Origin of the sequence: Bradyrhizobium sp. 141 (assembly GCF_023074055.1) — a bacterium.
Lineage (GTDB): Bacteria > Pseudomonadota > Alphaproteobacteria > Rhizobiales > Xanthobacteraceae > Bradyrhizobium.
The window spans coordinates 203,846-227,471 of record NZ_JADPKR010000013.1 but is presented as its reverse complement, the minus strand read 5'-3'; the positions used below and the strand labels follow the sequence as shown (position 1 = coordinate 227,471).

The window sequence follows — 23,626 nt, the reverse complement described above, 5'->3', positions numbered from 1 at the left end:
CGAATGCGACGTCCGACAGACCCCGCCCCAGAGAAGCTATCGATATCGCCAGCGCATCAGTAGACGATAGAGCCCAAGCTTTGTACTGATCCGCCAGCCAAGGCCGCGCATCGCATCCGGATCAAGCAAGTGCTGGCGCATGTATTCCGCATCCATGTTGTTCGTCAGGCAAAGGCGGGAAGAGAGGAAGGGCTCGAACCCACGATGATGCCCAAGCTGGATTGTAAAGAGGTGTGTGTAGCCAGCCCTTAGCGCCGCCTCCCAGACCCGTCGGGAGAAGCGTCCGTATGGAAAAGCGAAAAGAGTAACCTCTTGCCCGAGGCGATCCTCAAGCATCGACTTCGACACCCTAAGCTCGCGGTCGAGGTTTGCATCCGAGACAGTCGTCAAATCGACGTGGGCCATGCCATGTGAGCCGATCGCAACGCCACTCCTGCCGAGTTCCTCAATCATTCTCCAGTTCATACGTCCGGGCGAGCCTACCAAGTCCACGGGGATAAAAGACATGTACCCTGGGATCCGACCCGTCGTCATGTAACGAGCGTAGACATGCGTGTAGTCAGAAAGAAATCCATCGTCGAAGGTTAAGAGGACACCACCGGTGCGGCTGGCCTTCGGATCGGGGCAATGCCTCAGAAAACTCTGAGGCGAGACCAGCCCATCCGAGCAAAGCGAAAGATGCGCCTCGAACGTGTCGTGCGTCAGGGACCACGCATTCGAAGGCGAGGCTTCCACCAGCTCGTGGTAGTTCAGGACAATCATAGAGCTTGTACCAGATCTGAGACGCGCCGGGCCCAAGCATGCCAGTTCAATCGGGCCTCGAAGGCATCACGGCTCGATTGTCTCAGGCGAGCCAGCCGATCCTGATCCGAAAAGGCCTCGAAGATGACCCGCGCATAGTCCGCCTTCCTCGCATCCGGCGGCAATAAGATGCCTGTCTCTCCGTCGCGGATAGCACAGCAGACACCACCGGTCGCAGGCGCGATGCTCGGTACGCCGTGAGCTGCCGCTTCGCAAAACACGATGCCGTAGCAATCTGCCTGGGTCGGCAGCAGAAAGAAATCCGCGTCGCGATAGAGTTGATCGAGCCGGTCGCGCTGTTCACGATCATTCTTGTTGAGGTAAGGGATGATCGTCAGGCCATCCTGGTTGATAGGCTTGGGCGGAGTGCATCCGCAGATCACGAGCTCCGTCTCCAGGCCCGCGTCCTTTAGTTCGGCGAGAGTCCCGATCGCGATGTCCGCGCCCTTCTCTTCCCAGTTGGCACCGATGAAGAGAAGCCGGCACGGACCCGGCTTGCGGCGCCCCAGCACAGACTCACGCTTGGGTGCTTCTTTGAGGTTGGCGCCCCAGGGAATGACATGCACCCGCGTGGGATCGGCACCGTAATCTCTAACAGCAGATTCGGCGGCCCATTCCGACGGGTAGAGGACGAGATCCGCGCGTGCGATCGTATCGCGTTCCAGGCGATCAGCTACCTCCCGGGCGTTGCGCGACAAGTTCCGATAGTTCGGATGGTAGTTGTCGACCAGCCGAAAGGTCGCGTCGGACGCATAGACGAGGGGGATGCCCTTGGGTACTCCCCAGGCGAAGGTGGAGCCGGCGGGCGCGAAGACGAAATCGGGCGAGACAGCGTGAATTTTGCGCGCAGCGTCCGCGGCATATTGTGCAACGACTGGCCCCGCATGGAATGGGGAGAGGCCCCGCCCGCGAAAGGCTCGGCGAACCTTGGAATACGTCTTGTAAAGAGGCAGGATCGGTGCGCTGAGGGGCCCGATTTGGACCACCTCATGACCTTCGGCTGCGAGAGATTCCGCCATATGAAAGGGAGTGCCGGACCAGAACCTGACTTCGCTTGCGTCGCCGATCGTTGCGAAGGCGATGCGCCGCGCCGTTTGGCTATCGGAGAGGCCACTCTGACTCATTGTCTTCCCTTACACGGCGCGGACAACCGTACAAAAAGGAACGCGGCAGGTTTCGGAACAATGCGTCCCCCTATCCTCCGCGCCAATTCAATGACTGGAATCTGGGCCGATCTCCCCCTCCTTGCCGCGGTGACGAAGCCGGGCGACATGGATAATTCCACCAATTCTGCTTCGAGATCCCGAAACAACTCAGCGCGATGATGGAGCATTTGAAGTCCGATCTTAACCCAGTCCGGATGTAGAGGGTTCATCAGGCGAGGACACTGCAGGCAGCAAGGCCTTAAAACGAGACTCGACGCCCCAGAACAAACCTACGATAATACCTATTTCTCGGCCATAAGGTGCCTTGCTTTAATCCGGCGACCGACTCCTCACTCTTCACACCGTTGTGTCGCAGCCCTATCGGCGGCTGATTTATTATCCGAATATTATATATATAATGCAACTAATTTAATTATGATTATAGCTCACGCAATCTCTGCTGGGCAGGACACGCTATAAGCTCCGAATTGGGCCACTTCGCGCATGCGAAACTGCGCCGTCACCGCGAGCGCAAGGTGCTGCCGCCGAACTTCATTCGGTTCCGATCAGAAGGCTCTTAGTGCCCATACGGCTTCGTGGAGGCCACGGGGGCGCACGGCGCTACGCCGGGCGTCTTGAAGTGGCGATATACATTGCGCACCTGGGAATAGAGATGATGTACCGGCATGGAGAGCCATCCGTCCATCGAGACTATGGGGTCTGTTAGCAGCCCGTAATACCTGCCGAAAAGATTGGAATGATCGGCATATATGTTGAATTGCAGCGACAGCTCCGTCTCGTTTGCGACCATGCGGTAACTGTTGCTACTCATCAGCGGCTCGATAGCCAGCGTATAGACTATCGGCCCCGTTGTTCTCCAGACTCCCTTGTTTCCGACGCCGTGCACCCACGATCGGTAGTTCTGGATATTCGTCAACACTCGCTCAATCACCGCCTTCAGAAATGGATGACCGGCCGCGGCGATGATATGCCACTGTTGCAGTTCCCGTTTTCTGTCAGAACCAAACTCTTTGTGCACGCCCCAGCCCGCATGCAGCTCGCCAGGGCCATTCCGCCAAAGGGACAGAATGAACCTGTCGTCTGACCGAAGGACTCGGTCGAGCGGCTGGACCGTTGTGCTTTTGATATCGAGATAGACCCCACCGCACCTGTATATGAGGAGATAGCGGAACAAATCAGCCCGTGCCGCCCCGTACTGCGGATTTATCTTCGAGAACAAGTTCGCGATCTCTGGGCCGTAATGCTCAAGGATAAAAGCATTGATCGCTTGATCGTCGTACAGTCTGTGCTCCCAGCCAGGGTTCATCGCCTTGATGGCTTGTATATTGTTTGCCAACCCGACCGGTAACGGATTCTTTGAGAAATATACTTGGTGAATCACTTGGGGAATATGATCCCCCGCATCAAAGGTCGGAATTCGAATATCCGGGATGGCCATGACCTACATCCTTGGCTCGAACTTTCCTTGGCGTGCGAGCCACGGCCTCGCAGCAGAACGCGCTTCCGCTAAGTGAATCACATCAAGTCTCCGCCGCTCTTGCGGCTCTTTCGCGCAGTACCGCGATTTCCGCGAGATTTGCTCGCATTCCGGCAAAGACAGCGATAAGGATGAAACAGATTCCCCAAAAGTGGACTATGAACCCCACAAAAACGATAGTTGCGATGACAATTCCCAGCGCCACCGACAGCCGTCCCTCTTCGGGCGTGAGATAAGGCGATCTATCGATCGCTCCAAGCCAGCATGAGCTCACAAGCGTAAAAAGGATCAGTGCGCTGCCTGGAATTCCATAGTTCATTGCGGCGCCAAGCCAAAAGGCATCCACGCTCGCACTCACAAGCGCGCCATGAGACTGCCAATTCCAGTCGCCGTTCAAACCAATCCCGAAGATCGGCGAAGCAAGTACGACAGGTCCTCCCGCCTCCCAGATCGCCTGACGGTACCAGGCCGCCTCGGCACTCACGCCGCCAAGGCGCACAAGTGTTACAACAGGCTTGCCAGAGAAGGTGAAAACAACAACGAGCAGAACGGTCACAGCCAGCCCGACCAACTTCCATCGCTTTGTGAAGCGAGGCGTTGCAGCATAGAGGATCGCCAGAGCAAATCCGATTACATAAGCCAGCAATGGACTCCGCGCCTGCGAGACCAACACACCGACGAGCGCGATGCCTGCAACAACCCAGCCAAACACCCGGGTCCTGAACGTGGTGAAGGCCAAGGTCCCGAACCAAACGCAAACGGCACCGAACAATATCGAATGCTCCATTGGACCCATGGCGCGAATGCCCCCGTTCCTAAAGAACGTTTCGGACCTCAACGCTAACGCGTCCTCATAACTGGGTTTCACATAACCAGTGATGCCTTTGATGAAGTCATAGGTGAACGGCCTATCAGTCAGAGGATCGAGAAGCGCGACACCGATAACCACAAGAATGAGTTTGCAGGAGAAGCGTGCGACACGCACAGGGTTGTCACGGGGACCAAGAAGATACCGGAAACACAGATATGCACCGGTGAACGAAATGGCCTCAATCCCAGCTCCTTTAAGACCCGTGAGACCATCCGTAACGGTGGCGGCCAACATCATCCAAATGCCCGCAAGCGGAGCCACGATATCTGACGGGACGCAGACCACAGCTCCCCTGCCGCGCTGGGAGAGCCGCGAGATCGCCGCAATGGACATTACGCAAATCAGAACTCGAGCGACGGTGAGGCGAAAGTCCCCGATAAAGAACGACAGGCCCTCGGGCAGAAAGATCGTGACTAATAATAGCTTGAGGTACAGTTCGGAATTTGAGGGCGTCCCTTCTGCCGCACGCCCAACCAAGCTCTGCTGCCGATCCTGCAGATAGGCGAGTTGAAAACCCTGGTTCAGCTCCAAGCTCTTGCGGTTCAATGCGAATACCTCAAATTCCCAAGACATTCCGCCAACAGAAGCAGCGCTCGAAAATCGAGACGCCGCGGCAAGTCGACTATTCCATCCTGAACAAGCACTTCATTTCGTCGTCTCCAAGGGAATCGCCAGGACGTCTCGACGTAACCGACTCGTCACGCTGGGTGGCATCAGCGCGTAGGCAAGCGCCTTGTAATAGTATGGATCGGTGGGATGCAGACAAGCGCACTGCCAAGCCGTCTTTAGAGCTGATAACCGACGGTTTGACCGGCGTGAATCCAGTACGCTGTTGATGAAATGGGCAGCGATATTGTTGTCCATCAAGCTGTTGCGGGACCGGGGGCCTTTATCATCAACCTGTTGCTCGAACCGCAGACCTCGCCGCTCGCACGCTCTCCTGAAGGCCTCACCCTCGAACTGCTTGCGCCACGTTGGCGCACGTCGAGTAAGTGAATTGGGAAGAATGCGGTACGCATACAGGCACTCGCCCAACACAACCATCGGGTGCTCTTCGCCAATCCTCAATATGTAGTCGTAGGTCTCGGCAACCTGCAGCGAGGGCTCGAACCGCATATGGCCGACCAACGACATTCGAAACATTCCTGTGGGATCCAGAGCAGGCATTCGAAAAGCTCTATTCTCAGACCGGCAGTGGTCTTCGCTCTTCGGTGAAAACACCGGCGCCATAAATGTCCCATCAATGATAAGCTCGTTACCGCAGAATACGGCAGCCAAATGCGGCTTACTCAGCAGCGCACCAAGTTGCCTTTCGATTCTGGTAGTATGACTGATGTCATCGGCGTCTTGAATTGCATAGTACTCGCCGCGGATCTGATCAATCGCTCGATTGATAGCCGCGGGCTTTCCTGAATTCGCCTGATGGATCACGCGAATCCGTTCGTCGGTCAGCAGGTCCCGAATTGTGTCGAAACAGCCGTCCGTGCTGCCATCGTCGACAATCAGTATATCCAGCTTCTTGTAGGTCTGATCCATTACGCTCAGCAGCGAAGGCCGCAAATAATTTCCTGCATTGTAAACGCACATCACAACAGTAACGAGGGGCTGCTCAGCCATCCCTTCAGCTTTGGGCGAATGTGCTTGGGACGCCATGAAGAGCTCCTGATCAGCAGAGGATATTGGCTTGGCTTCGGCAGGCTTGCGTATCCATCAAGGGGGTCCCGCCGTTGAGCCCGAGATGATGATTGACTTTTGCGGCAGGTCGCAAACCGAACTGCGGACCAAGGACTCCCGTCTCGGGACAAATTGCATGCTCTCTCGCGCGCGCTCGCATCATCGACCTTGGCAGATCTCCCGGTCGTTTCGTCCGGAAACTGGTATGTTCCCACCTCTCGCCCTGAGCCCGGCTGGGGCTTTCCTCCACAATCAGAAAACCGAATGATTTAAATCACATTAATTCGACAAAGAAAATAGATTTTGTCCAAGCACTCTAATCACCTCCAAGATCGATCAACGTCCGAGAGCCCGGGTCCGTTAACACCTGATTTCCGTCGATTCCCGCGCGAATCCGCTCGAAGGAAGGTGCAGGCCGGGGCAGTACAATATTCATCATGACGGGGATTAAAGTTCCAGTTGATTCATGCTAATCTAAATCACATTAAAAAACCGCGCTTGCGATTAAATATGGAGATGGCGTGATGACCACAGTTTCTTCGCGAACTTTAGAGATCGCGCGCGATTGGAAGAGCACAAATTACTACGACAAAGCGGAATCGGACGCCTGGACCGATCCGTTTTGGAAGTCGGGGACGGAATTCCGACGCCTGTTCGAGAAACTGGACACGACATCGACCGTGGAACTCGCCTGCGGGCACGGCCGGCATTCCGCGCGCTTGTTAAACACGAAGCGCGATCAGGCTGCGCCTCAATCGCTCGTCCTGCTCGACGTCGTCGAGGAGAACGTGCTGCATTGCAGGAAACGATTTTCGGACGTTGCAGGAGTGAGCGTTCATACCATTAGCGGCTACGATTTTCGTCCCGTCGCGGATGGGTCTGTCTCCGCGATATTCTGTTTCGATGCGATGGTGCATTTTGAGTATGACGCTGTTTTTTCCTACCTGCAGGATGCTTCGCGTATTCTGAGACACGGCGGTCGAGCACTGTTTCATCACTCGAACTTGGACAGGTATCCCGGTTCGGATTACAGAAATAATCCTCATTGGCGCAATTTCATGAGCAAGAATCTGCTCGCGCACGCGGCCGCTAGATCCGGATTGCGTGTCCTCGAACAAGTTACGATGGATTGGGACGAGGCTCGGGAATTGGACTGCCTGACTCTTGTCGAAAAGGGGCAGGATCGTTCGCTGAACGCGGAGACGTCAACATCGCGCAGCGCCGGCAACCTGCTAACTCGTCTGGCGGGCAAAGCCAGGCGCATGGGCTTCCAAAAATAGAAATGGACTGGCCGACCCACCGATGTGAGTAGCCGGCTCGCCGCTGCCACCGCTTGCCGAGTCTTGGAGCCGTAGCAGCGGGGCATGACTTACCAGTTTGGGTGACGAAGCCGCCTTCTTCAACTCCAACCCGATCGCCCGAAGCAAGGCATCGTCCGACGAAGTCTCTTCGCCGGCGTGCCACGCGGCCTCCTTGGTCTCTGATCAGGTCGAGCAGGCTTTGCGACCTCCAAGCTTCGGTCGGGCGGCGGCGAGCTTGAGGAAGGGCATGGATGGACCAGCGACTTGAATCCCGCCCGGACGGCAGTCCTCACTTCGGCATCAGCCAACTCTCGCGATCTGAAACGGGAGACGCCGTTCGACTATTTGATGCTCGTCTAGTCAAGCTGGCGATCAACCATCGCGCCCGACCGAGTTGATTTGCCTCGTCTCGCGTCCCTGAACCTTTTTATGCGGGACCAGCCGATACGCAGCGTGCTCTCCATTTTATCCATAGAGTTACGCGCGAAGCGCGTGCGGCTTCGGAACGAGTCGTACAATGCGGCATTTGCGTTTGCGACGCCAGGTCTCCAAGGTTTATTCCAGGTCGTGAAGTGAACGATGCTTGGTTTGTACTCGCCTGCCAATTCAGAAACGTCGAGGTCCGTGTTGTAAGCTAGATAGTTCCATCGGGAAGCGAGCCTTTTCCAAAGGCCATCGCACGCAACATTCAATGCGTCTTGGTCCGAGTACGGCGATTCAGGGTAGCTCTTGAGATAATCCAACGCTGTCTCGGAAATCTTCGCCTCTCGCCATTTGTGGAGGTCTATCAGAAGTACACCGGCGTTGAAGTAATCTTGCACGCGGGGTACCGCTCCACGGATAGTTTGATTTTTCAGCTGAGAATCGAGACCATCCAGCACCGCACCAAGAACATTCCCCCCGAGATCTGTTGCGCAGAGCGCCTGCAAGTCATCAAGGGCGAGGAGATCCGAGTCGAGATACAACACTCTCGATACGGTACCCGGAAAGATGCGAGGGATGAGGAAGCGGGCGTAGGTGACTCTTGAGATGTACCTGATGGTCGAGAAATCCCGAAACATCTCCAGGTCTACTTCGATCCATCGGATCGACGCAGAACCATGCGGGAGAGAATCGAGTATTCTCTTTCGGAAACGCTCGGAAACACCGTCGACAAGCACGTGAAACTCGAGCGGTTCGCCGCTTCTATCCGTCTCCACAATTGACCGCAAGGTCGTTGCAAGTGGCATGGCATAGCGCCGGTCACAGGCGAGGACGATCGGGCATCGCATCTGTTTTGATTCCATAGGGAAACGAAATGATTGTTGTCGACCTCGCATGCCGGGATGTATTCGTCACTCCAACAGCCTGCCTGGCACTCTTCTGATAGCGGACAATGCCCATTGACGGCCGTCTTTGCCTGGGATCTTCAGCACGCGCCAAACTGGAGGAAAGTATCGCAACCGGCGATCCATGGTCATGGCTTCGCGTATGTAGCAAAGGCCGTCCCTAAGGCGACCACGTCGCAGCAATCCGATCCCGCTGCGAAAAACCTGGTGAGCCAGTGTATGGCGCGCCTGGGCACGTAAACTTCGCGAATTCGGAACGCGCTCCTCGCAATCATCAAAAAAGCTCTCGAATGCGAGCAAGCACTGCCGATAATCCAGTATCCTCTTGGCGAAGTAGGCGTTGGACATCGCCGACGAATGCTTCCGATAGATACCCTGTACCGCATCGATCTGGGCAACTGTGCCGTGCGCGGCGAAACGTAACCACATCTCCATATCCCCGGCGTGAGGAAGCGACGTGCGGTATCCGCCGATCGCCTTCTGTGTCCGTGTCCGCGCAATTGCGGTCGCTGAGGGGACGTCATTTCTGGCTGTGGTGCACATCTCCTTTATCAGATCTTGCCGTCTCCAGGAACGGTTCTCGTCCGCAGGTAACTTGGGGAACGGTAGATCGTCAAACCAGAGGACGCATTCGCCATACGTAAGAACAACGTCCGTGCTTGCGTCCATGATCTCCGTTGCCCGCTGGAGAGCTCCGGGAACCAGCAAATCATCAGCCGACAAGAGCAGGAAGTATTCGGATGATGCCCACGCAATTCCTTCATTGAAGGTATTGATGTGACCATGATTGCGCGAATGCGCTATCACCGTCACCCTCGGGTCGCTTTGCTCCAATCTCCTTGCAACTGACACCGAATCGTCGGAGGAGCAGTCGTCAATGATAAGTACGCGCACATCCGAAATGGATTGGCTGAGAATGCTCGACACGCACGCCTCGAGGAAGCGCCCGTAATTGTAGCAGGGGACAACAATATCGACCTTCGCCATTCCCGTTATCCTGAGTATTAAGCCATTCAGATATGCTGCAGCAGAGCATCCACGACCCGATTGACATCGTCCTGGCTCATTTGCGCATAGATCGGCAGAAGTATCGATCGATCCTGTGCGATCTCGGATTGACGGAGATCATGGTGCCGCTTTCCATTGGCGTAAGCGGGTTCGCGGTGCGAGCACATGATCCCCCGCCGGGTCGCGATTCCCTCATCGAGCAGGCCTTGCATCACCGTGCGCTGGTCGAGGTAGTCAGGCAAGCGCACGCAATAGCTCTGCCAATTGGATCTGGCCCACTCGGGCTCCTCTGGTACGCGCAACCCCTCGAAATTCGAAAGTAGCTCGGTGTATCTGGCGGCGATGGCGCGGCGTCGCGCCACTAGGTCCGGAAGGCGCTCGAGCTGTTTGCGACCGATGGCCGCTTGTATGTCGGTCATCCGGTAATTGTAGCCTACAATCAGATAATCCTCGAAGATTACTTGAGCCGAGCCGTGCCGCACCGTGTCAGGGACGCTCATGCCATGTTGGCGTAACAGTCGGAATCTGCGGTCAAGCTCTGGATCCGCAGTGGTCAGCATCCCGCCCTCGCCAGTTGTAATCACTTTCCGAGGATGAAAGGAAAAGCAGGCGATACGGCCATGCGGCTTTCCAATCGACTCCCATCGCGCATTCATGAGGATTTTGCTGCCGGCAGCACACGCCGCGTCCTCGATCAGGACAATGCCATAACGGTCAGTTATCGCGGTTAGTGCTGCAAGATCACAAGGCATGCCCATTTGGTGCACGGCGATGATCGCGCGCGTTCGGGGGGTTATCGCTTCCACCAGCCGGGCGGGATCGATGTTGTAGGTTGACGGATCGATGTCCACAAAAACGGGTGTCGCGCCTTGAAACCGGACCGAATTGGCCGTTGCGATGAAGGAATGGCTCGGTGTGATCACCTCGTCACCCGGTCCGATGTCCAGCGCCGCCAGCGCGAGCTGCAGGGCTGTGGTACAGTTTGATACGGCACATGCGAATGGTGCGCCGACAAGGGTGGCGAATTCTTGCTCGAAGGCCGCCACTTGCGGACCTTGCGAAACCCAGCCCGATAGAACGGCGGCACGCGCGGCACCAGCTTCTTCATCGGCGAGGAGCGGCAGTGCGATCGGAATCACGACGCGACCGCCTCTCGCGGGCTGACCGCCACGAGCTTGCGTTGCAGGCGCCGCCACTTCACGAGTTGCGCCGGGCCCTGCTCAAGCGCACTGGACGTCCGAACTTTCAGCAAGTGCTCGTCCACTACATGCGCGCCAGCGTGATATTCCTTCATTTCCACTTCCTTTGGCGAGGTCCGTTGTCCAGGAACTGCTTTGTACAGGCGCCACGCGGTAGGCTCAAAATCGAAGACGCGCGCCACGGATATCTGCGTCTCTGCCCGCTCCACATTGCTCGTTTCCCGCCCACAACAGTTCCTATCCGACCGACCACTGCATGGGGCCTAGATAAGCGGCGTGAGATGCTTGTGTGCCGAGCCGCGCGGCCGCTCCGGCCCACTCGTCAACCGTGTAAGTGAAGCGCTCAGGATATCCGCGCGTTACGACCATCGCAAAACTCATAGCACCGCGCCTGTGTAGTAGGGTCCATCGGGGCGGGCCAGATGAGGCCACTGGGTCAGCCAGAGGTCAGCGCAATGGCCAATTCGGTCTCCCGACATCGAGAGCTGCTCGACATTGGCGATGCTGTCGAGCCAGATGGTGCGCGCACCCATCATTTGTCCAAACCGCAGCGCCAAATATCCCGGCGCAGCCCCCGTCGAAACCACGATGTCCGGCTTTTCATTCCAAACGATCCAGGCGATTTTGCGCGCTGCTTTCAACAGCGCGATCTTGGTCCAGCGATTGGCATCGTTGACGAGGTAGAATTTGTGGTCGGGCACCTGCGCGCGATACGATTCATGGACGGTGACGAACGCAACATCACAATGCTCGAAAGCGGGTTTGATCCGTAAGAGCTGCACCCAATGGCCTCCACCAGAAGAGACTGCCAGCACTTTCGGCCTGGTGCCGCGTGACCGCTGCGTGTAGCGGTTCAGCACCGGGTTGCGGTGAAAGACCGGGCTCCTAAGCATTGGCTGGCCTCCCTGAAGTGCTGTAGGTTCGCAACTTCCCAGAAAGGTTGGATCGGGCGCGCGAAGTGCCTGCATTTAATATTATATAATAATTAAATTAACAACCGGATTATTTAAAATCAAGCGTTTTATATGGAACAACAATCGATTTCCGTCCAACCCCCAACCGAACTGCGGCCTCATTTGATCGAATCTGACACCGCTACCCGCGAAGTCTCATCTCGTTGCCAGAGATGATCTCCACGTCGCGAGCCTATGGTTGCGTTGCACTGAGCGGCAATGTTGACGCCACAATAAGTCAACAATCCGGGCCATAGCCGAGGTCTTTTGAAAAGGGCAACGAGCGTCCGATTATTGGGGGCTCCATTGTTTGCGCGCAGCTCGGGAAAGAGGCGGGCGAGCTCGAATGTTCCCCTATAGGCCCGTGTTCTGACGGCTATGAGCTGCAGCAGAGTGCGTGGAGCGAATACCGTAGACTTCACATGGGGCAGAGTCTGCCGCTCATCCCGTCTGAACTGCAGTCGAACATAGGTGTCGTCAGCCGTAAGGTCTGGAAATTGGCCGAACCGCCTGCGCCCCTCCTCGGATAAGGCATAGACGCCTGAACCGCCGATTCCTTCGCGCGATGACGGCAACCGTGACCGAATTCCGAAGTATCGGCGGACGAGCCAGGAACAGCCCGTCAGGTTGATCTCTGCCGTGGGCGCCACCGCCAGAACCTCACCTTCATTGAGGCGTCTTGCTAAAGCCAGAATGGCGTCAACGGTAATGACAATATCGGCGTCGACATAAATCCGCGGAAACATGTCCGCGTTTTGATCACCAAGATTCAGGGCGTGGGTCTTGCCTGCAATGTCCGACTCCACGACCTTGACCGCCGGGCCGAAACACCGGGCGACATTCGCAGTGTCGTCTGTACAGCCGTTACAAACCACAACGACGTGCAGCTGATCCGAAGCTGGCTTGTCGACCCATTGGCTCAACGTCCGTGCAATCACGGATCTCTCGTTGTGGGCGGGGACGACGATCGAAATCATGGCTGGCCGGTGGAATGGATCAGATTTCCGTACCTTTCTCAGGCTGCCGCAAGTCAATCAGTGTCAGCCGCAAACTTGCAAAAGCTGCCATCCGTAGCCGCCACGAAATCTATCCGGATGGGGCGGCGGCGCGTTCCGCCGCAGCCTCAATCACGATGCGGCGGCCTGCCGCTGGTCCGAAGCGAACTCGCGTTCGGATCGCCACCATTTCACGAGGTCGGCGAGCCCCTGCTCCAGCGAAACTGTGGTGCGGAAACCCAGCAAACGCTCGGCCTTGCCCGTTGATGCCAACCGTCGCGGCACCGGGTTGACCGAGCGCTCCGGCGCGAATTCGGGTGTCAGGCCGCGGTGTCCCATCACGGACGCAAGCACCGTTGCCAGCTCAGCCAGACTGGTTTCGGTGCCGCTGCCGACGTTGAAGACCTCGTCAGTAACCTTTGACCTGGCCGCAAGAATGTTGGCGCGTGCGATGTCGCGGACGTGGACGAAATCCATGGTCTGACGACCGTCACCAAAGATAATTGGAGGCAGGCCGGCTTCCAGCCGCTCCATCCAACGGATCAGCACCTCGGTGTAGCGCCCATGGATATCCATCCGGCTGCCGTAAACGTTGAAATATCGGAATGCCACATAGTCGAGGCCGCACGCATCGTTGAAAGTTCGCAGGAGCCCTTCATTAAACGCCTTTGCTGCTCCATAGAGCGTTCGGTTGTTGTATGGATTTTGCCGCTCTGTCGTCGGAAACTCTTCGGCCATGCCATATACGGATGCCGACGACGCCGCGATGAGCTTCTCAATGTCGTGCTTGATGCAGAGCTCCAGCAGGTCGAAGATAGCATCCACCATGACCTCCTTGGCGAGGCGTGGTTCGGCTGCGCAATGGGTAATGCGGAGCGCGGCCTGGTGAAAGACGATATCGGCAGCCTTGACCAATGCTTCCATCAGCTTGCGATCGCGAATGTCGCCGTGCACCAGTCGCACGGGCCCACGCCCGAGCGCGCGCCGGAGATTCTCCGGCCGACCTCTGATCATGTTGTCGAGGGCGACGATTTCGATGCAGCCTTCATCGCAGAGCAGATCGATGATGTGTGAGCCAATGAATCCCGCGCCGCCGGTGACCAGAACGCGCTTACCCTTGAGATCGATCAAGACGCTCTCCTGTTGTGGGACCATGTCATGACGTTTTGTGGATGCTCCGCCCGGTCGCTGGCGGCTACGCTGGGGTGCAGCGCCGCCGCACTCCTCAATGTCGCGACAACTTCCGCCACCTTTTCCGGCGGCAACTCGGGATAGATCGGCAGAGAGAGGAAGTCCTTCGCAAGCGCTTCAGTGACCGGCAGATCACCTGCCCGATAGCCGAGCTCCGCATATGCTCTTTGCAGATGCACTGGAACGGGATAGTGAATCCCGGCGCCGATACCGGCATCACGCAACAGCGTCAGCGCGTCGTCGCGCCGCTCCAATCTAACTGCGTAGACGTGATAGACGTGACGGGCGTAACGGGGTGGCTGGGGACGTGCGCATGAAACATCGGACAGCAGTGCATTGTATTGCTCAGCCAGCGACCGACGCGCTTCCGTCCAGCGCTCAATGTAGTCCAGCTTGACGTTCAGGACCGCGCTCTGAATTTCGTCCATGCGGTAGTTGTATCCGGGGATCGCGTGGTCGTATTTCGCCTCCTGCCCCCAATCCCGCAGCAGTGACACGCGGCGTGCGAAATCGGTCCTGTCAGTAACGACCGCCCCACCCTCGCCGAACGCTCCAAGATTCTTACCGGGGTAGAAGCTGAAGCACCCTAGATCGCCGATCGAGCCTGCGCGACGTCCGTGGTATTCCGCGCCGTGCGCCTGCGCCGCGTCCTCAATGACGACCAGCCCGTGACGACGCGCGATCGCCATTATCGGATCCATGTCGGCCATCAACCCGTGGAGGTGAACCGGCAGGATCGCCTTGGTTCGCGGAGTTATCGCCGCTTCGATCAAGCCGGGGTCCATCGTCCACGTTACCGGGTCAACGTCGACAAACACCGGCTTGGCGCCGCTGTAAAAAATGGCCGCGGTTGTTGCAACGAACGTCATCGACACCGTGATGACCTCATCACCCGGTCCGACGCCCGCCGCCAGCAGCGCAAGGTGAAGCGCCGAAGTGCCGCTGTTCAGTGCGCGGCAATGAGCGGTCCTGCAATAATCCGCAAAGCGTTCCTCGAAGGCCGTGCCCTCGGGACCGAGCACGAAGTGCCCGCTGCTGACGACCCTCGCGACCGCGGCGTCGATTTCCGGCTTGATCTGGCTATATTGCGCTTTGAGATCCAGAAAGGGTATCAATTTTCAAGACCTTGGTTTTGGGCCTAAATATCTTTGTTATTTAAATATCATTATCAGATTTAATCAAGCATTAAATTAGGATCAAAATATATTAACGGCAATCCTGGTTTCGGAGCGCCTCTGATGAACAGCGACCGTTCAACACAACGTCTTCTGCGAACAGAATCCGAGCGGGCACTCCGGCGACGACAGCGCCGGGAGGAACGTCCTTCGTGACCACCGCACCCGCGCCTACAGAGGCGCCCGCGCCGATCGTCACACCACACAGAATGGTCGCGTTCGAGCCGATGGAAGCTCCCCTGCCGACATGCGTGCGCTGCAGTGTCCAATCCGAAGCTTGTTGAGGACGACCATCCGCCGTTGTCGCCTTGGGAAATTTGTCATTCGTGAACATCACGCCGTGACCGATGAACACTTCGTCCTCGATGGTCACACCCTCGCAAATGAAGCTGTGCGACGAAATCTTGCAACGCGCCCCTATTTCTGCTCCCGCCTGGACTTCGACGAAGGTTCCGATCCTGCTCTCCTCACCAACGGTGCAACCATAAAGGTTGACCAGATCGGGATGAAATATCCTGACATCTCTGCCGAGCTTCACGTCGTCTCTAATAGGCATGTCCGCCTCCAAGAATCGCCAGAAGACCTCACAGGGCCGAACGCGATGGCCTCAGTTTTGGCGCGGCACGGGCGAGACTAGCCGCGGCGAGATGCAGCTGATGCAGCAGCGGGTGGCCGGTCAGTAGCAGACCCAGGCACCAGCAAAGCGCCGCAGCACACAATCCCGAGGCCAAACCTGCAAATGACGTCAGGATTCCTCCTTCCGTCAGCGCCGCACAGCCGGATGCGCCCAACGCGGTTAGCACCGTGACCACACCACTCTTCATCAGCGCGCGAGTAATGTCAGTTGGCCTAAGGCCTAGGTGTCGCCCGATAAAATAGATCGCAACTGCCGTTTGGAAGGGCAACGTCAAGAGTGCTGAGGCGGCGACAGCCTCCACACCGAAGAACGATGCGCAGAAAATTACGAGCAGCGACGGAGGTAGCGAGATGAAGGAGGAGATCAAGGCGTCCCGCACACTTCCGACCGCTACAAGCATCGGATAACTCAAGCAGGCTGCAAAAAGCGCCATGTTTGCAATGCAGAGCAGACGCACGAGAGGCACGACCTCCAGCCACGTCTCGCCGAGCCAGATCGCGATGATCGGTCGCGCCATAAGGGCAACGAATATCAGGAACGGCCAATGCGCGGCGGAAAGCAGCTCAATAGCCTCGAGATAAACGCTTTTCAGGTGGTCCCCCGCTTGGCGCCTTGCGACGATCGCCGGCATGATCACAGGGTTCAATACCTGCGTAACGAGCTTGTCGAATGTCTGCGTCAGGTTAATCGCGCGGCTGTACAGACCGACGGACATAAAGTCCAGAATTCTGGCAAGGAACAGCTGGGGCGCCAGGTTGTAAAAGACGTTGATGACGCTGACGCCGCTGGCATAAAGGCCAAAGCTGACGATCTCCCGATATTTGAGGAGCGAGGGACGCAGTGCGTTGAAGTCGCGATGACTGGCGAGAAGGGCCAAGGTCAGAACCGCGCTACCCGCCAGGGCACCCCAGACCGGGGCCATATAACTGAATCCCGCCATCGCTAGCCCGATCGAGACCAGAGCAACGGCCACACCTGCAGCGAAGTTGCAAATGGCCAACGTGCCGAATTTCATGTCTCGGCGCAACAAGGCTGAAATCGTCCCGGAAAAGGGTGCCAGGAAAAAATTCAGCGCCGACACCTCGATGCCTCGCTTGAGGCCGTCCTGGGCGAAGAGACTTGAGAACGCGCCCGCAAGGACAAACAGAAGAAGCGCAATCGCTACCGAGATCCCCAGCGAGATGGTGAAAGCCGAGCGAACATCGGCCGGAGACAAATCACGCTTCTGAATCAGATAATTCCCGCCCCCGAACTCCTGAAAGGATGCGCCAATTACCGCGGTGACGGCATTGACAACCGCGTACACACCGAATTCCGCGGGCGATAGCAGACGAGAAAGGACGGCGGTCGCGACGAGGAACAGCACAAGGCTGCCATAGCGATCGACCGCCGAAAACAGGATGGAGCGTTGTACCGCACTCATCGCGAGACCGCGCTGTTCGCGCATTTGAATGTCGCCCGCCAATGATTCAAACCGCCGCCGCACGTTCCGCGACCCTGCGCTGCTGCCGCTTCAGCAAGACCGGTTTGCCGTGCTCGGCGATCGAACGGGATGCAGCCTCTAGCACTTCGATCACCCGCAGTCCGGACATGCCACTTGAAATCGGCTGCGTCCCGTTACGCACACAATCGATGAAGTGGTCGACCTCGACCTGCAGCGCTTCCTTTGGGGCAACGTGGGGCGCCCACATATCGCCGGCCCGATAACCGATCCGGAATTGATGGGCCTTGTCGCAGGTTCCATCGACCGTGATGCCCTTGTCATACACTTTGATCTTTTCTGTCGGTTCAAGATCGTTGTAAACAATCATCTTCTTGCTGCCTCCGATGAACGTCTGGCGGACCTTGATAGGCGAGAGCCAGTTGACACTGATGTGGGCCACGCAGGCACTATCGAAGAACAACGTGATGTGGGCCATGTTTTCCGGCGAGCCGACCACATGGCATGATCCTGTGGCCGAAACGGCAACAGGCTGTTCATCGAAGATATACTGGATGATCGAAATGTCGTGCACCGCCAAGTCCCAGATCACATTGACATCGCTCTGGAACAGGCCAAGGCTCGCGCGTGTGCTGTCGTAGTAATAGACACTACCGAGCTCTTTCTTGACCAAGAGCTCGCGGATCTTACGCACCGCGGGCGTGTAGACGAAAGTGTGGTCCACGCTCAAGATCAGACCGCGCCTGGCCGCCTCATCGATCAGGCGTCGGGCCAGTTCTGAATTTTGTGCAAGCGGCTTCTCCACAAGAACGTGCTTGCCCGCCTTGAGTGCGGCTAGAGCCAATTCATAGTGCGTATGAACCGGCGTAGCGATGGCCACCGCATCGACTGCAGGGTTGTTGAGCAATTCGTCGCAAGAGGACGTCGTTATCACCCCCGGATAAAGCCGCTTGCTGGCCGCGAGCTTTTCGGAGTCGAAGTCGCATACGCCGACCAGACGCGCCGAGTGATGAGCAGCGAAATTGCGGACCAGGTTCGGTCCCCAATAGCCGTATCCGATAACTCCAATTCCTATTGTGTCGTTCGACATATTTGCACCAGTAATTTGAAATCGGGTGAAATGTTTGATTTAATTGGGTGATCGCTCACGGTTGCTCGACGCCCAGTCGAAATGAACGCCGGCACACGCGCAGTCTGTCTCAGACACTCCAACTCAGGATCACGGAGGATACGTCGAGCAGGGCTGCGCATTCCTGCGGCAGTCTTCCTTGTTGGCGTATGCACCCCCCTCCATCATCCTTCCGGCATGACCGGCGACGAGAAGAGGCTCGGCTCTGTTGTAGCTCCATGGTGACCGCCTAAGCTGAAGCGCTGGTAGATTGGGAGCGGATATGTCCCGTTTCAATGAAATTCCGAATTGTCAGGATCAGCTGCGGTGATGCTTCACCACCGAGGCGCTCGCATCGATTGAAGACGTCCAATTGATCCAGCTTGTCGGCCAATTCCCTCTCCTCGAAAGCGACCTCAATCCGGCCCTGTGCGGCGAACTGCTTCGCCGTTGCGACCTGATGATCGTTTCGGTGCTCGCCCAAGCTCGCACGGCGCGGCATGACAATGATGCGCTTACCGAGTTCCAGGGCGGTGATAATGGAGCCCATGCCCGCATGAGCGATCACCAGGCTTGCAGCTTCAACGCAGTTTCTGAATCCGCTGGGGTCAACGAAGCGCTCGGAGCGGATGTACTTGCATTGATGCTTCGATGGCCCGATCTGAGCGAATACATCGCTTCTCGCCCGTGCACCGGCCCAATCGTCGACCGTTTGGATCAGACGGTCAAACTGGACTTGCGTACCGACTGTTACGAAGATCATGACACGCGTCCTTCTGGCTCAAGCGCTCGGCAAGATTGCATTGGCCGCCTCGCGAGTGGCACGATCTCGGCTGCGCTTCGAAGTCGACGCTGCGCTCCCATGGCGGCTCCTGCGAGGAAACACGACTCTTCAAATGATTTAATGATCTATTTAATTTGAAATTGAATAATACAGATCAAACTGTTATTTTCAAGTGGCTATCTTATTAGATTTTTAAAACCAGCAACCACCTACAAATGCAGCGGATTTTGAACTTCTCTCGCGCTTCGTCGATTAATCCGAGCCAGACAAGAAATTATTATACCGGACCTCAGCGGCCGGGCGCGCTCAGCCGCTCACTCTGCAAATACGCTGGAATTGCCATTGCCCTTAGCTGGCATCGTCACGCCGCTAACGAGCAGTCCTGTGCAATCCGTCGGCGCACTTAGGCCATTGCGACCCTGTGCGCCATCCGACCCATCGGGTCATTTCGATGGTGGTTCTGCTGTGCGGCCGGCGAACCACAGCCTGCAATCGCCCGCCAACTCCACCGCCGCGTGCTGCAGCCGCTGGAATGCTTTCATTGAATCGCCGTCCGCGCTGAATGCCTAGTACTCCCGGATGCTTTCATCCAATCCGCGTAGCAATGGATAGAGGAAATAGGAGATCACGGTGCGCTTGCCGACTTTCAATTCGGCCGTCACCGCCATACCCGGAATCAGTTGAATGCGCTCAGCCGGCAGCCGAAGGTGCGTGTCCGACAAATCGACCAGTACGCGGTAATAGGGAGCTGGCGCGCGGCGCGCACCTTCGGCCTTCGTATCAGGCGAGAACGTGTCCTGACTGATGACGCGGACTTCGCCCGTTGCAGTTCCATACTTCTGGAAAGGAAACGCTTCGAACTTGATCCGGACCGATTGTCCAAGCGCCACCTGACCGATATCCCGCCCCTCGACGTTGACCTCCGCCTGAAGCGGCACGTCACGTGGAACCAGGACAAACAGCGTTTCCGCTTCGCGAACCACCGAGCCGACTGTCCGGTTTGCGATATCCAGCACCACGGCATCTGCGGGTGCCTGCAGCACGATCAACTGCCGCCGAAGCTCGGCCTTCTTCAATTCCTCTGCTGCGCTATTGCGCTTCGGCAACGTCTCCACCAGTTCCTGATAGGTGGTGCGACGAAACTCCTCGGCGAATACCTTCTGATCGGCTCGGGCCTTTTCCAGCCGATGGGTGGTATCGGCGATACTGCCACGGACACGCGCCAGATTGCTCTCGACCTCAAGTCGTGCATCGCGAGACAGCAGGAAGTTCAGCCTCGAACCGACCTCCTTGTCCATCAGCGTGGTGCGCATCGCTTCAATCGAACGCATCGTGTCGAGCCGCTGAAGCAGAACCGCCTCTTCATTCTGCGCTGTCTTGAGATTGGCTCGAGCGGACGCGATCTGCGCGTCGTAGTTCTGGATCTGCGCCTCGTAGGCGGCCTTCCTCTGCAAGAACAACTTGCCCTGCAGGACCTGGTCCACATTGATCAGCTCCTTGACCGCGTACTCGGTTCCATTCAATTCGGCGCCAAGGCGATCAATCGACGCATCGAAACCAGCCACTCTGCCACGCAATTGGTCGAAATCCGCCTGCGAGAAAGTCGGATCGAGCGTAGCCAGAACGTCGCCGCGGTTGACGCGATCGCCGGCCTTGACGTGGATCGCGCGTATGACCGACGTTTCCAAGGGCTGCACGACGATATTGGGACGTGTCGTGGTCAATTTTCCCTGCGCCGTGACGATCATCTCCACTTGCGAAACGGATGCCCAGGTGACCGCGAAGACGATCAGCGCAAGTATGCCGTAGAGGGTGAGACGCGCGAGCCGCGGCGGCGCTTGCTGCTCGACCTCGGTGGCATCGGACTGGAATTCGGCGATGACTGGCGCTCGCCTCGGCGATGACCTGAATAGCTTTCGCCGTCGCTCGACCGGTCTGGCCGGGACCAGACCGATCGGCTTCGCATCTGCGCGTGATGGCCTCGTCTCCTTCATGCAATCTGCTTCATCTGTTGGTTCCACAAGTGTCTGTAGATGGTGCTTTTCGACAGGAGATGGTCGTGGCGATCCACGTCGACGATTCGGCCGCGGTCCATCACCAGGATCTGACTTGCCTCGGTCAGCATCGACAGCCGATGCGAGACGATGATGACGGTACGCCCTGCCGCCAAACGGCGGAGATTGCGCCGGATGATCATTTCGCTTTCGGAGTCGAGGGCACTCGTCGCTTCATCGAAAATCAAGATTCGTGGATTGACAATCAGAGCCCTCGCGATCGCGAGTCGCTGCTTCTGCCCGCCGGACAGGTTCGAGGCATCTTCCTCGAGCATGGTGTCGAAGCCACGGGGCAACCTCTCGATGAATTCGTCGGCGCCAGCGAGCTGCGCTGCAGCGACGACCTCGGCAAAGGTCGCGTCACTTTTCACGCAGGCGATATTGTCGCGAACCGTCCCGCGAAACAGGAAGTTGTCCTGTAGGACGATTCCGAGGTTTCGGCGCAGATGTGCGAGGTCGAACTCTCTCGAATCATATCCGTCGATACGCAGCAGCCCCTGCTGCACCGGATACATGCCCGAAATCAGCCTTGTGAGCGTCGTCTTGCCGGAGCCGCTTCGGCCCACGATCCCGAAGATCGAGCCTGGCTCGATGGTGAAGGAGACATCGTCAAGCGCCGGCGCTCCCTCGGCTCCGTAGCGGAAAGAGACACTGTCGAACTCGATTTTGCCGGCGAGGTCGGGCCGCAGCCCATCTTTCCGACCGTCACGTTCAGGCTTCTGATTCATGACCTCGCCGAGCATTTTCACGGCAAGCGCCACTTCCTGGTATTCGTGCACCATTGTCACGAGCTGGACCAGTGGTCCGGAGACCCTGCCGGCCAACATGTTGAAAGCGACTAGCGCGCCGATTGTCATTTCTCCGGCGAAGACATCGAGTGCTCCGACAGAAATGATTCCAAGCGTCATAATCTTCTCGAGAAATCCGGTGAGCGCCTGGGCGCCTGCGGAAATCTTCTCGACACCGAATCGCATGGTCACGGACTGCGCACATCGGCTATCCCAAACCCTGCTCTGCGCTGGCTCCATGCCCAGCGTCTTCACCGTGCGCATACCATGGACTGTTTCGACGAGAAGAGCCTGCCGCGCACCTTCCGCCTGGTAAAGATCGTAAAGACGTCGCCGGAAAGGGCCCATGAGCAGGCCGACAACAGCGCCGCTCGCGGCGGTGAAGGCCAGGACCATCAAAGTCAATTTGACACTGTAGAGCGCAAGGACCGGCAGGAAGACGAACAACGAGAGCGCGTCGAGGGTCGTCAAGAATAGTCGCCCGGTCAGAAACTCGCGGATCCGCGCCGCTTGTTGCATGTGCTTGACCAGTACCCCCGCGGCCATGTGCTCGAAGAAGGTGACCGGCAGCCCGAGGAGATGACCGAACGTCTTCGTCGCAACGCGAATGTCGACCCTGTTGGTCGCATACAGCAGCAGGTAGCGCCGCAGAAAGCCGAATATGGCGTCGAAGACGAGCGCTACGCCTGCTCCTGCCGCGAGTACATAAAGAGTGGTGAAGCTCTCGTGAACCAGAACCTTGTCGATGACGAGCTGGAAAAAGATCGGGACGACGAGGCCCAACGCGTAGAGCAGGATGGCGGCAATGGCGACGTCCCTAAACAGTCGCCATTGAAGAAGCAATTCCGGTACGAACCACCGGAGGCCGAAACTCCTCCGACCATCTTGTGTCAACGGCTCGCGCTTGATCAGGATCGTGTCGCCGGCCCACTGGGCACAGAAGCGGTCGCGATCAACAACCAAGACCTCGTGCTTGCGGTCGGCTAGCGGGTCGAAGATGCTGACGACCTCGGCGCCGTCAGCTCGCCGTCCCGCGCCAAGAACAACGATCCAGTTGCCATTGGCGAGCCTCGCCAGCGCCGGATAGGCTTCTCCGAGACGAATCAGCGCGCCCCAATCCAGTTCCGTGCTTCTCGCGCGCAAGCCCGCATCTTTCGCCATGCGCAACAGAAGATTCAACGAGATCGGGGCGGCTACCGCGTAGGCATGCTTTAAGCGCTCGACTGGCAGATCTATGCCATGGTGACCGGAAACCCTGGAAAGGCATTCCAATGCCGTCTGCATTGACAATCCGGGCGCGGGCGTATCCGCAACCTGGTCTTTCGCGCCGCCAGCGACGTCCATTTCAGCGGAAATTCGAAGAGACATTCAGAGACCGTGTGTTGGGCGCCAGCGCATCATGTATTCCCGACGCACCGTTGTGCGACTGAACTGACGGATTCTTCCGGACCACGCCTGCGTCAACTAGGCCCTGAAGCGCCTTCTGCATCACATCGACCGAATTGGCGAAGGATTCGACCGAAAAAATCAATCGCTGCGAAAACACTCGCTTGGGGGCATTGTTTGCGTCGCGCTCCGTCGGTGAAAGACTGACCAGATCGACACGGACGATGGTGCCGCTGACGGTAATTTCTTCGATTCCATCGGTATAAAGTTCGGCGTGCATCTTTACGTC

General features: G+C 57.4%; 21 protein-coding genes. 1 reads left to right on the top strand and 20 read right to left on the bottom strand.

The genetic code is table 11. The features are described from left to right. Nucleotides 1–36: 36 nt before the first annotated feature. From IVA81_RS03315 to IVA81_RS03295, 5 genes are all read right to left on the bottom strand, one after another. Complete coding sequence (locus tag IVA81_RS03315) at nt 37–762, bottom strand: polysaccharide deacetylase family protein (RefSeq protein ID WP_247312183.1); 726 nt, start codon at nt 760–762, stop codon at nt 37–39. Beyond that, on the bottom strand, nt 759–1,925 hold the full coding sequence (locus tag IVA81_RS03310) for a glycosyltransferase family 4 protein (protein WP_247312180.1): 1,167 nt from the start codon (nt 1,923–1,925) through the stop codon (nt 759–761). Before IVA81_RS03310 ends, IVA81_RS03315 begins: the two co-directional genes overlap by 4 nt. 598 nt (nt 1,926–2,523) lie before the next feature. Then, the gene (locus IVA81_RS03305; protein WP_247312178.1) at nt 2,524–3,405 is read right to left on the bottom strand and encodes a glycosyltransferase; all 882 of its coding nucleotides are present in this window, start codon (nt 3,403–3,405) and stop codon (nt 2,524–2,526) included. 82 nt (nt 3,406–3,487) lie between these two features. Then, a complete protein-coding gene (locus tag IVA81_RS03300) occupies nt 3,488–4,861 on the bottom strand; it encodes an O-antigen ligase family protein (RefSeq protein WP_247312176.1) in 1,374 nt (457 codons plus the stop codon). A 99-nt stretch (nt 4,862–4,960) separates the two neighbouring features. Next, nucleotides 4,961–5,968: a glycosyltransferase family A protein gene (locus IVA81_RS03295; protein ID WP_247312173.1), complete on the bottom strand. Its 1,008-nt coding sequence runs from the start codon at nt 5,966–5,968 to the stop codon at nt 4,961–4,963. A gap of 545 nt (nt 5,969–6,513) precedes the next feature. Between IVA81_RS03295 and IVA81_RS03290 the strand changes: the two genes are divergently transcribed. Further along, entirely contained in the window at nt 6,514–7,269 is a 756-nt protein-coding gene (locus tag IVA81_RS03290; protein ID WP_247312170.1) for a class I SAM-dependent methyltransferase, read from the top strand. A 377-nt stretch (nt 7,270–7,646) separates the two neighbouring features. On the opposite strand, the gene IVA81_RS03285 is transcribed toward IVA81_RS03290, so the two are convergent. From IVA81_RS03285 to IVA81_RS03215, 15 genes are all read right to left on the bottom strand, one after another. Beyond that, the gene (locus IVA81_RS03285; RefSeq protein WP_256469293.1) at nt 7,647–8,561 is read right to left on the bottom strand and encodes a glycosyltransferase family 8 protein; all 915 of its coding nucleotides are present in this window, start codon (nt 8,559–8,561) and stop codon (nt 7,647–7,649) included. A gap of 63 nt (nt 8,562–8,624) precedes the next feature. Continuing rightward, nucleotides 8,625–9,605 carry a glycosyltransferase gene (locus tag IVA81_RS03280; RefSeq protein ID WP_247312164.1) on the bottom strand — a complete coding sequence of 327 codons (981 nt, stop codon included), beginning with the start codon at nt 9,603–9,605 and terminating at the stop codon, nt 8,625–8,627. Nucleotides 9,606–9,631: 26 nt separating this feature from the next. Beyond that, on the bottom strand, nt 9,632–10,765 hold the full coding sequence (locus IVA81_RS03275) for a DegT/DnrJ/EryC1/StrS family aminotransferase (protein ID WP_247312162.1): 1,134 nt from the start codon (nt 10,763–10,765) through the stop codon (nt 9,632–9,634). After that, nucleotides 10,762–10,920 carry a hypothetical protein gene (locus tag IVA81_RS03270; protein WP_247312160.1) on the bottom strand — a complete coding sequence of 53 codons (159 nt, stop codon included), beginning with the start codon at nt 10,918–10,920 and terminating at the stop codon, nt 10,762–10,764. Before IVA81_RS03270 ends, IVA81_RS03275 begins: the two co-directional genes overlap by 4 nt. 282 nt (nt 10,921–11,202) lie before the next feature. Continuing rightward, complete coding sequence (locus IVA81_RS03265; RefSeq protein WP_247312157.1) at nt 11,203–11,718, bottom strand: UDP-N-acetylglucosamine--LPS N-acetylglucosamine transferase; 516 nt, start codon at nt 11,716–11,718, stop codon at nt 11,203–11,205. A 179-nt stretch (nt 11,719–11,897) separates the two neighbouring features. Beyond that, nucleotides 11,898–12,755 (bottom strand): glycosyltransferase family 2 protein, encoded by an 858-nt coding sequence (locus IVA81_RS03260; RefSeq protein ID WP_247312154.1) that lies wholly within the window; start codon nt 12,753–12,755, stop codon nt 11,898–11,900. A gap of 150 nt (nt 12,756–12,905) precedes the next feature. Further along, nucleotides 12,906–13,928, bottom strand: coding sequence for an NAD-dependent epimerase/dehydratase family protein (locus IVA81_RS03255; protein WP_247312151.1), 1,023 nt, complete (start codon nt 13,926–13,928; stop codon nt 12,906–12,908). Next, nucleotides 13,901–15,079, bottom strand: a complete 1,179-nt coding sequence (locus IVA81_RS03250) for a DegT/DnrJ/EryC1/StrS family aminotransferase (protein WP_247312149.1) — start codon at nt 15,077–15,079, stop codon at nt 13,901–13,903. Before IVA81_RS03250 ends, IVA81_RS03255 begins: the two co-directional genes overlap by 28 nt. A gap of 91 nt (nt 15,080–15,170) precedes the next feature. Continuing rightward, nucleotides 15,171–15,695 carry an acyltransferase gene (locus IVA81_RS03245; RefSeq protein WP_247312147.1) on the bottom strand — a complete coding sequence of 175 codons (525 nt, stop codon included), beginning with the start codon at nt 15,693–15,695 and terminating at the stop codon, nt 15,171–15,173. 28 nt (nt 15,696–15,723) lie between these two features. Continuing rightward, complete coding sequence (locus IVA81_RS03240) at nt 15,724–17,223, bottom strand: lipopolysaccharide biosynthesis protein (RefSeq protein ID WP_247312144.1); 1,500 nt, start codon at nt 17,221–17,223, stop codon at nt 15,724–15,726. 22 nt (nt 17,224–17,245) lie between these two features. Continuing rightward, nucleotides 17,246–18,307, bottom strand: coding sequence for a Gfo/Idh/MocA family oxidoreductase (locus IVA81_RS03235; RefSeq protein ID WP_247312141.1), 1,062 nt, complete (start codon nt 18,305–18,307; stop codon nt 17,246–17,248). A 268-nt stretch (nt 18,308–18,575) separates the two neighbouring features. Continuing rightward, complete coding sequence (locus IVA81_RS03230; protein WP_247312139.1) at nt 18,576–19,088, bottom strand: glycosyltransferase; 513 nt, start codon at nt 19,086–19,088, stop codon at nt 18,576–18,578. Between the two features lie 587 nt (nt 19,089–19,675). Continuing rightward, entirely contained in the window at nt 19,676–21,103 is a 1,428-nt protein-coding gene (locus IVA81_RS03225; RefSeq protein WP_247312136.1) for an HlyD family type I secretion periplasmic adaptor subunit, read from the bottom strand. Then, nucleotides 21,100–23,241 (bottom strand): peptidase domain-containing ABC transporter, encoded by a 2,142-nt coding sequence (locus tag IVA81_RS03220; protein ID WP_247313306.1) that lies wholly within the window; start codon nt 23,239–23,241, stop codon nt 21,100–21,102. The genes IVA81_RS03225 and IVA81_RS03220 overlap by 4 nt, the downstream gene beginning before the upstream one ends. A 55-nt stretch (nt 23,242–23,296) precedes the next feature. Then, complete coding sequence (locus tag IVA81_RS03215; RefSeq protein ID WP_038948915.1) at nt 23,297–23,617, bottom strand: hypothetical protein; 321 nt, start codon at nt 23,615–23,617, stop codon at nt 23,297–23,299. Nucleotides 23,618–23,626: the final 9 nt, after the last annotated feature.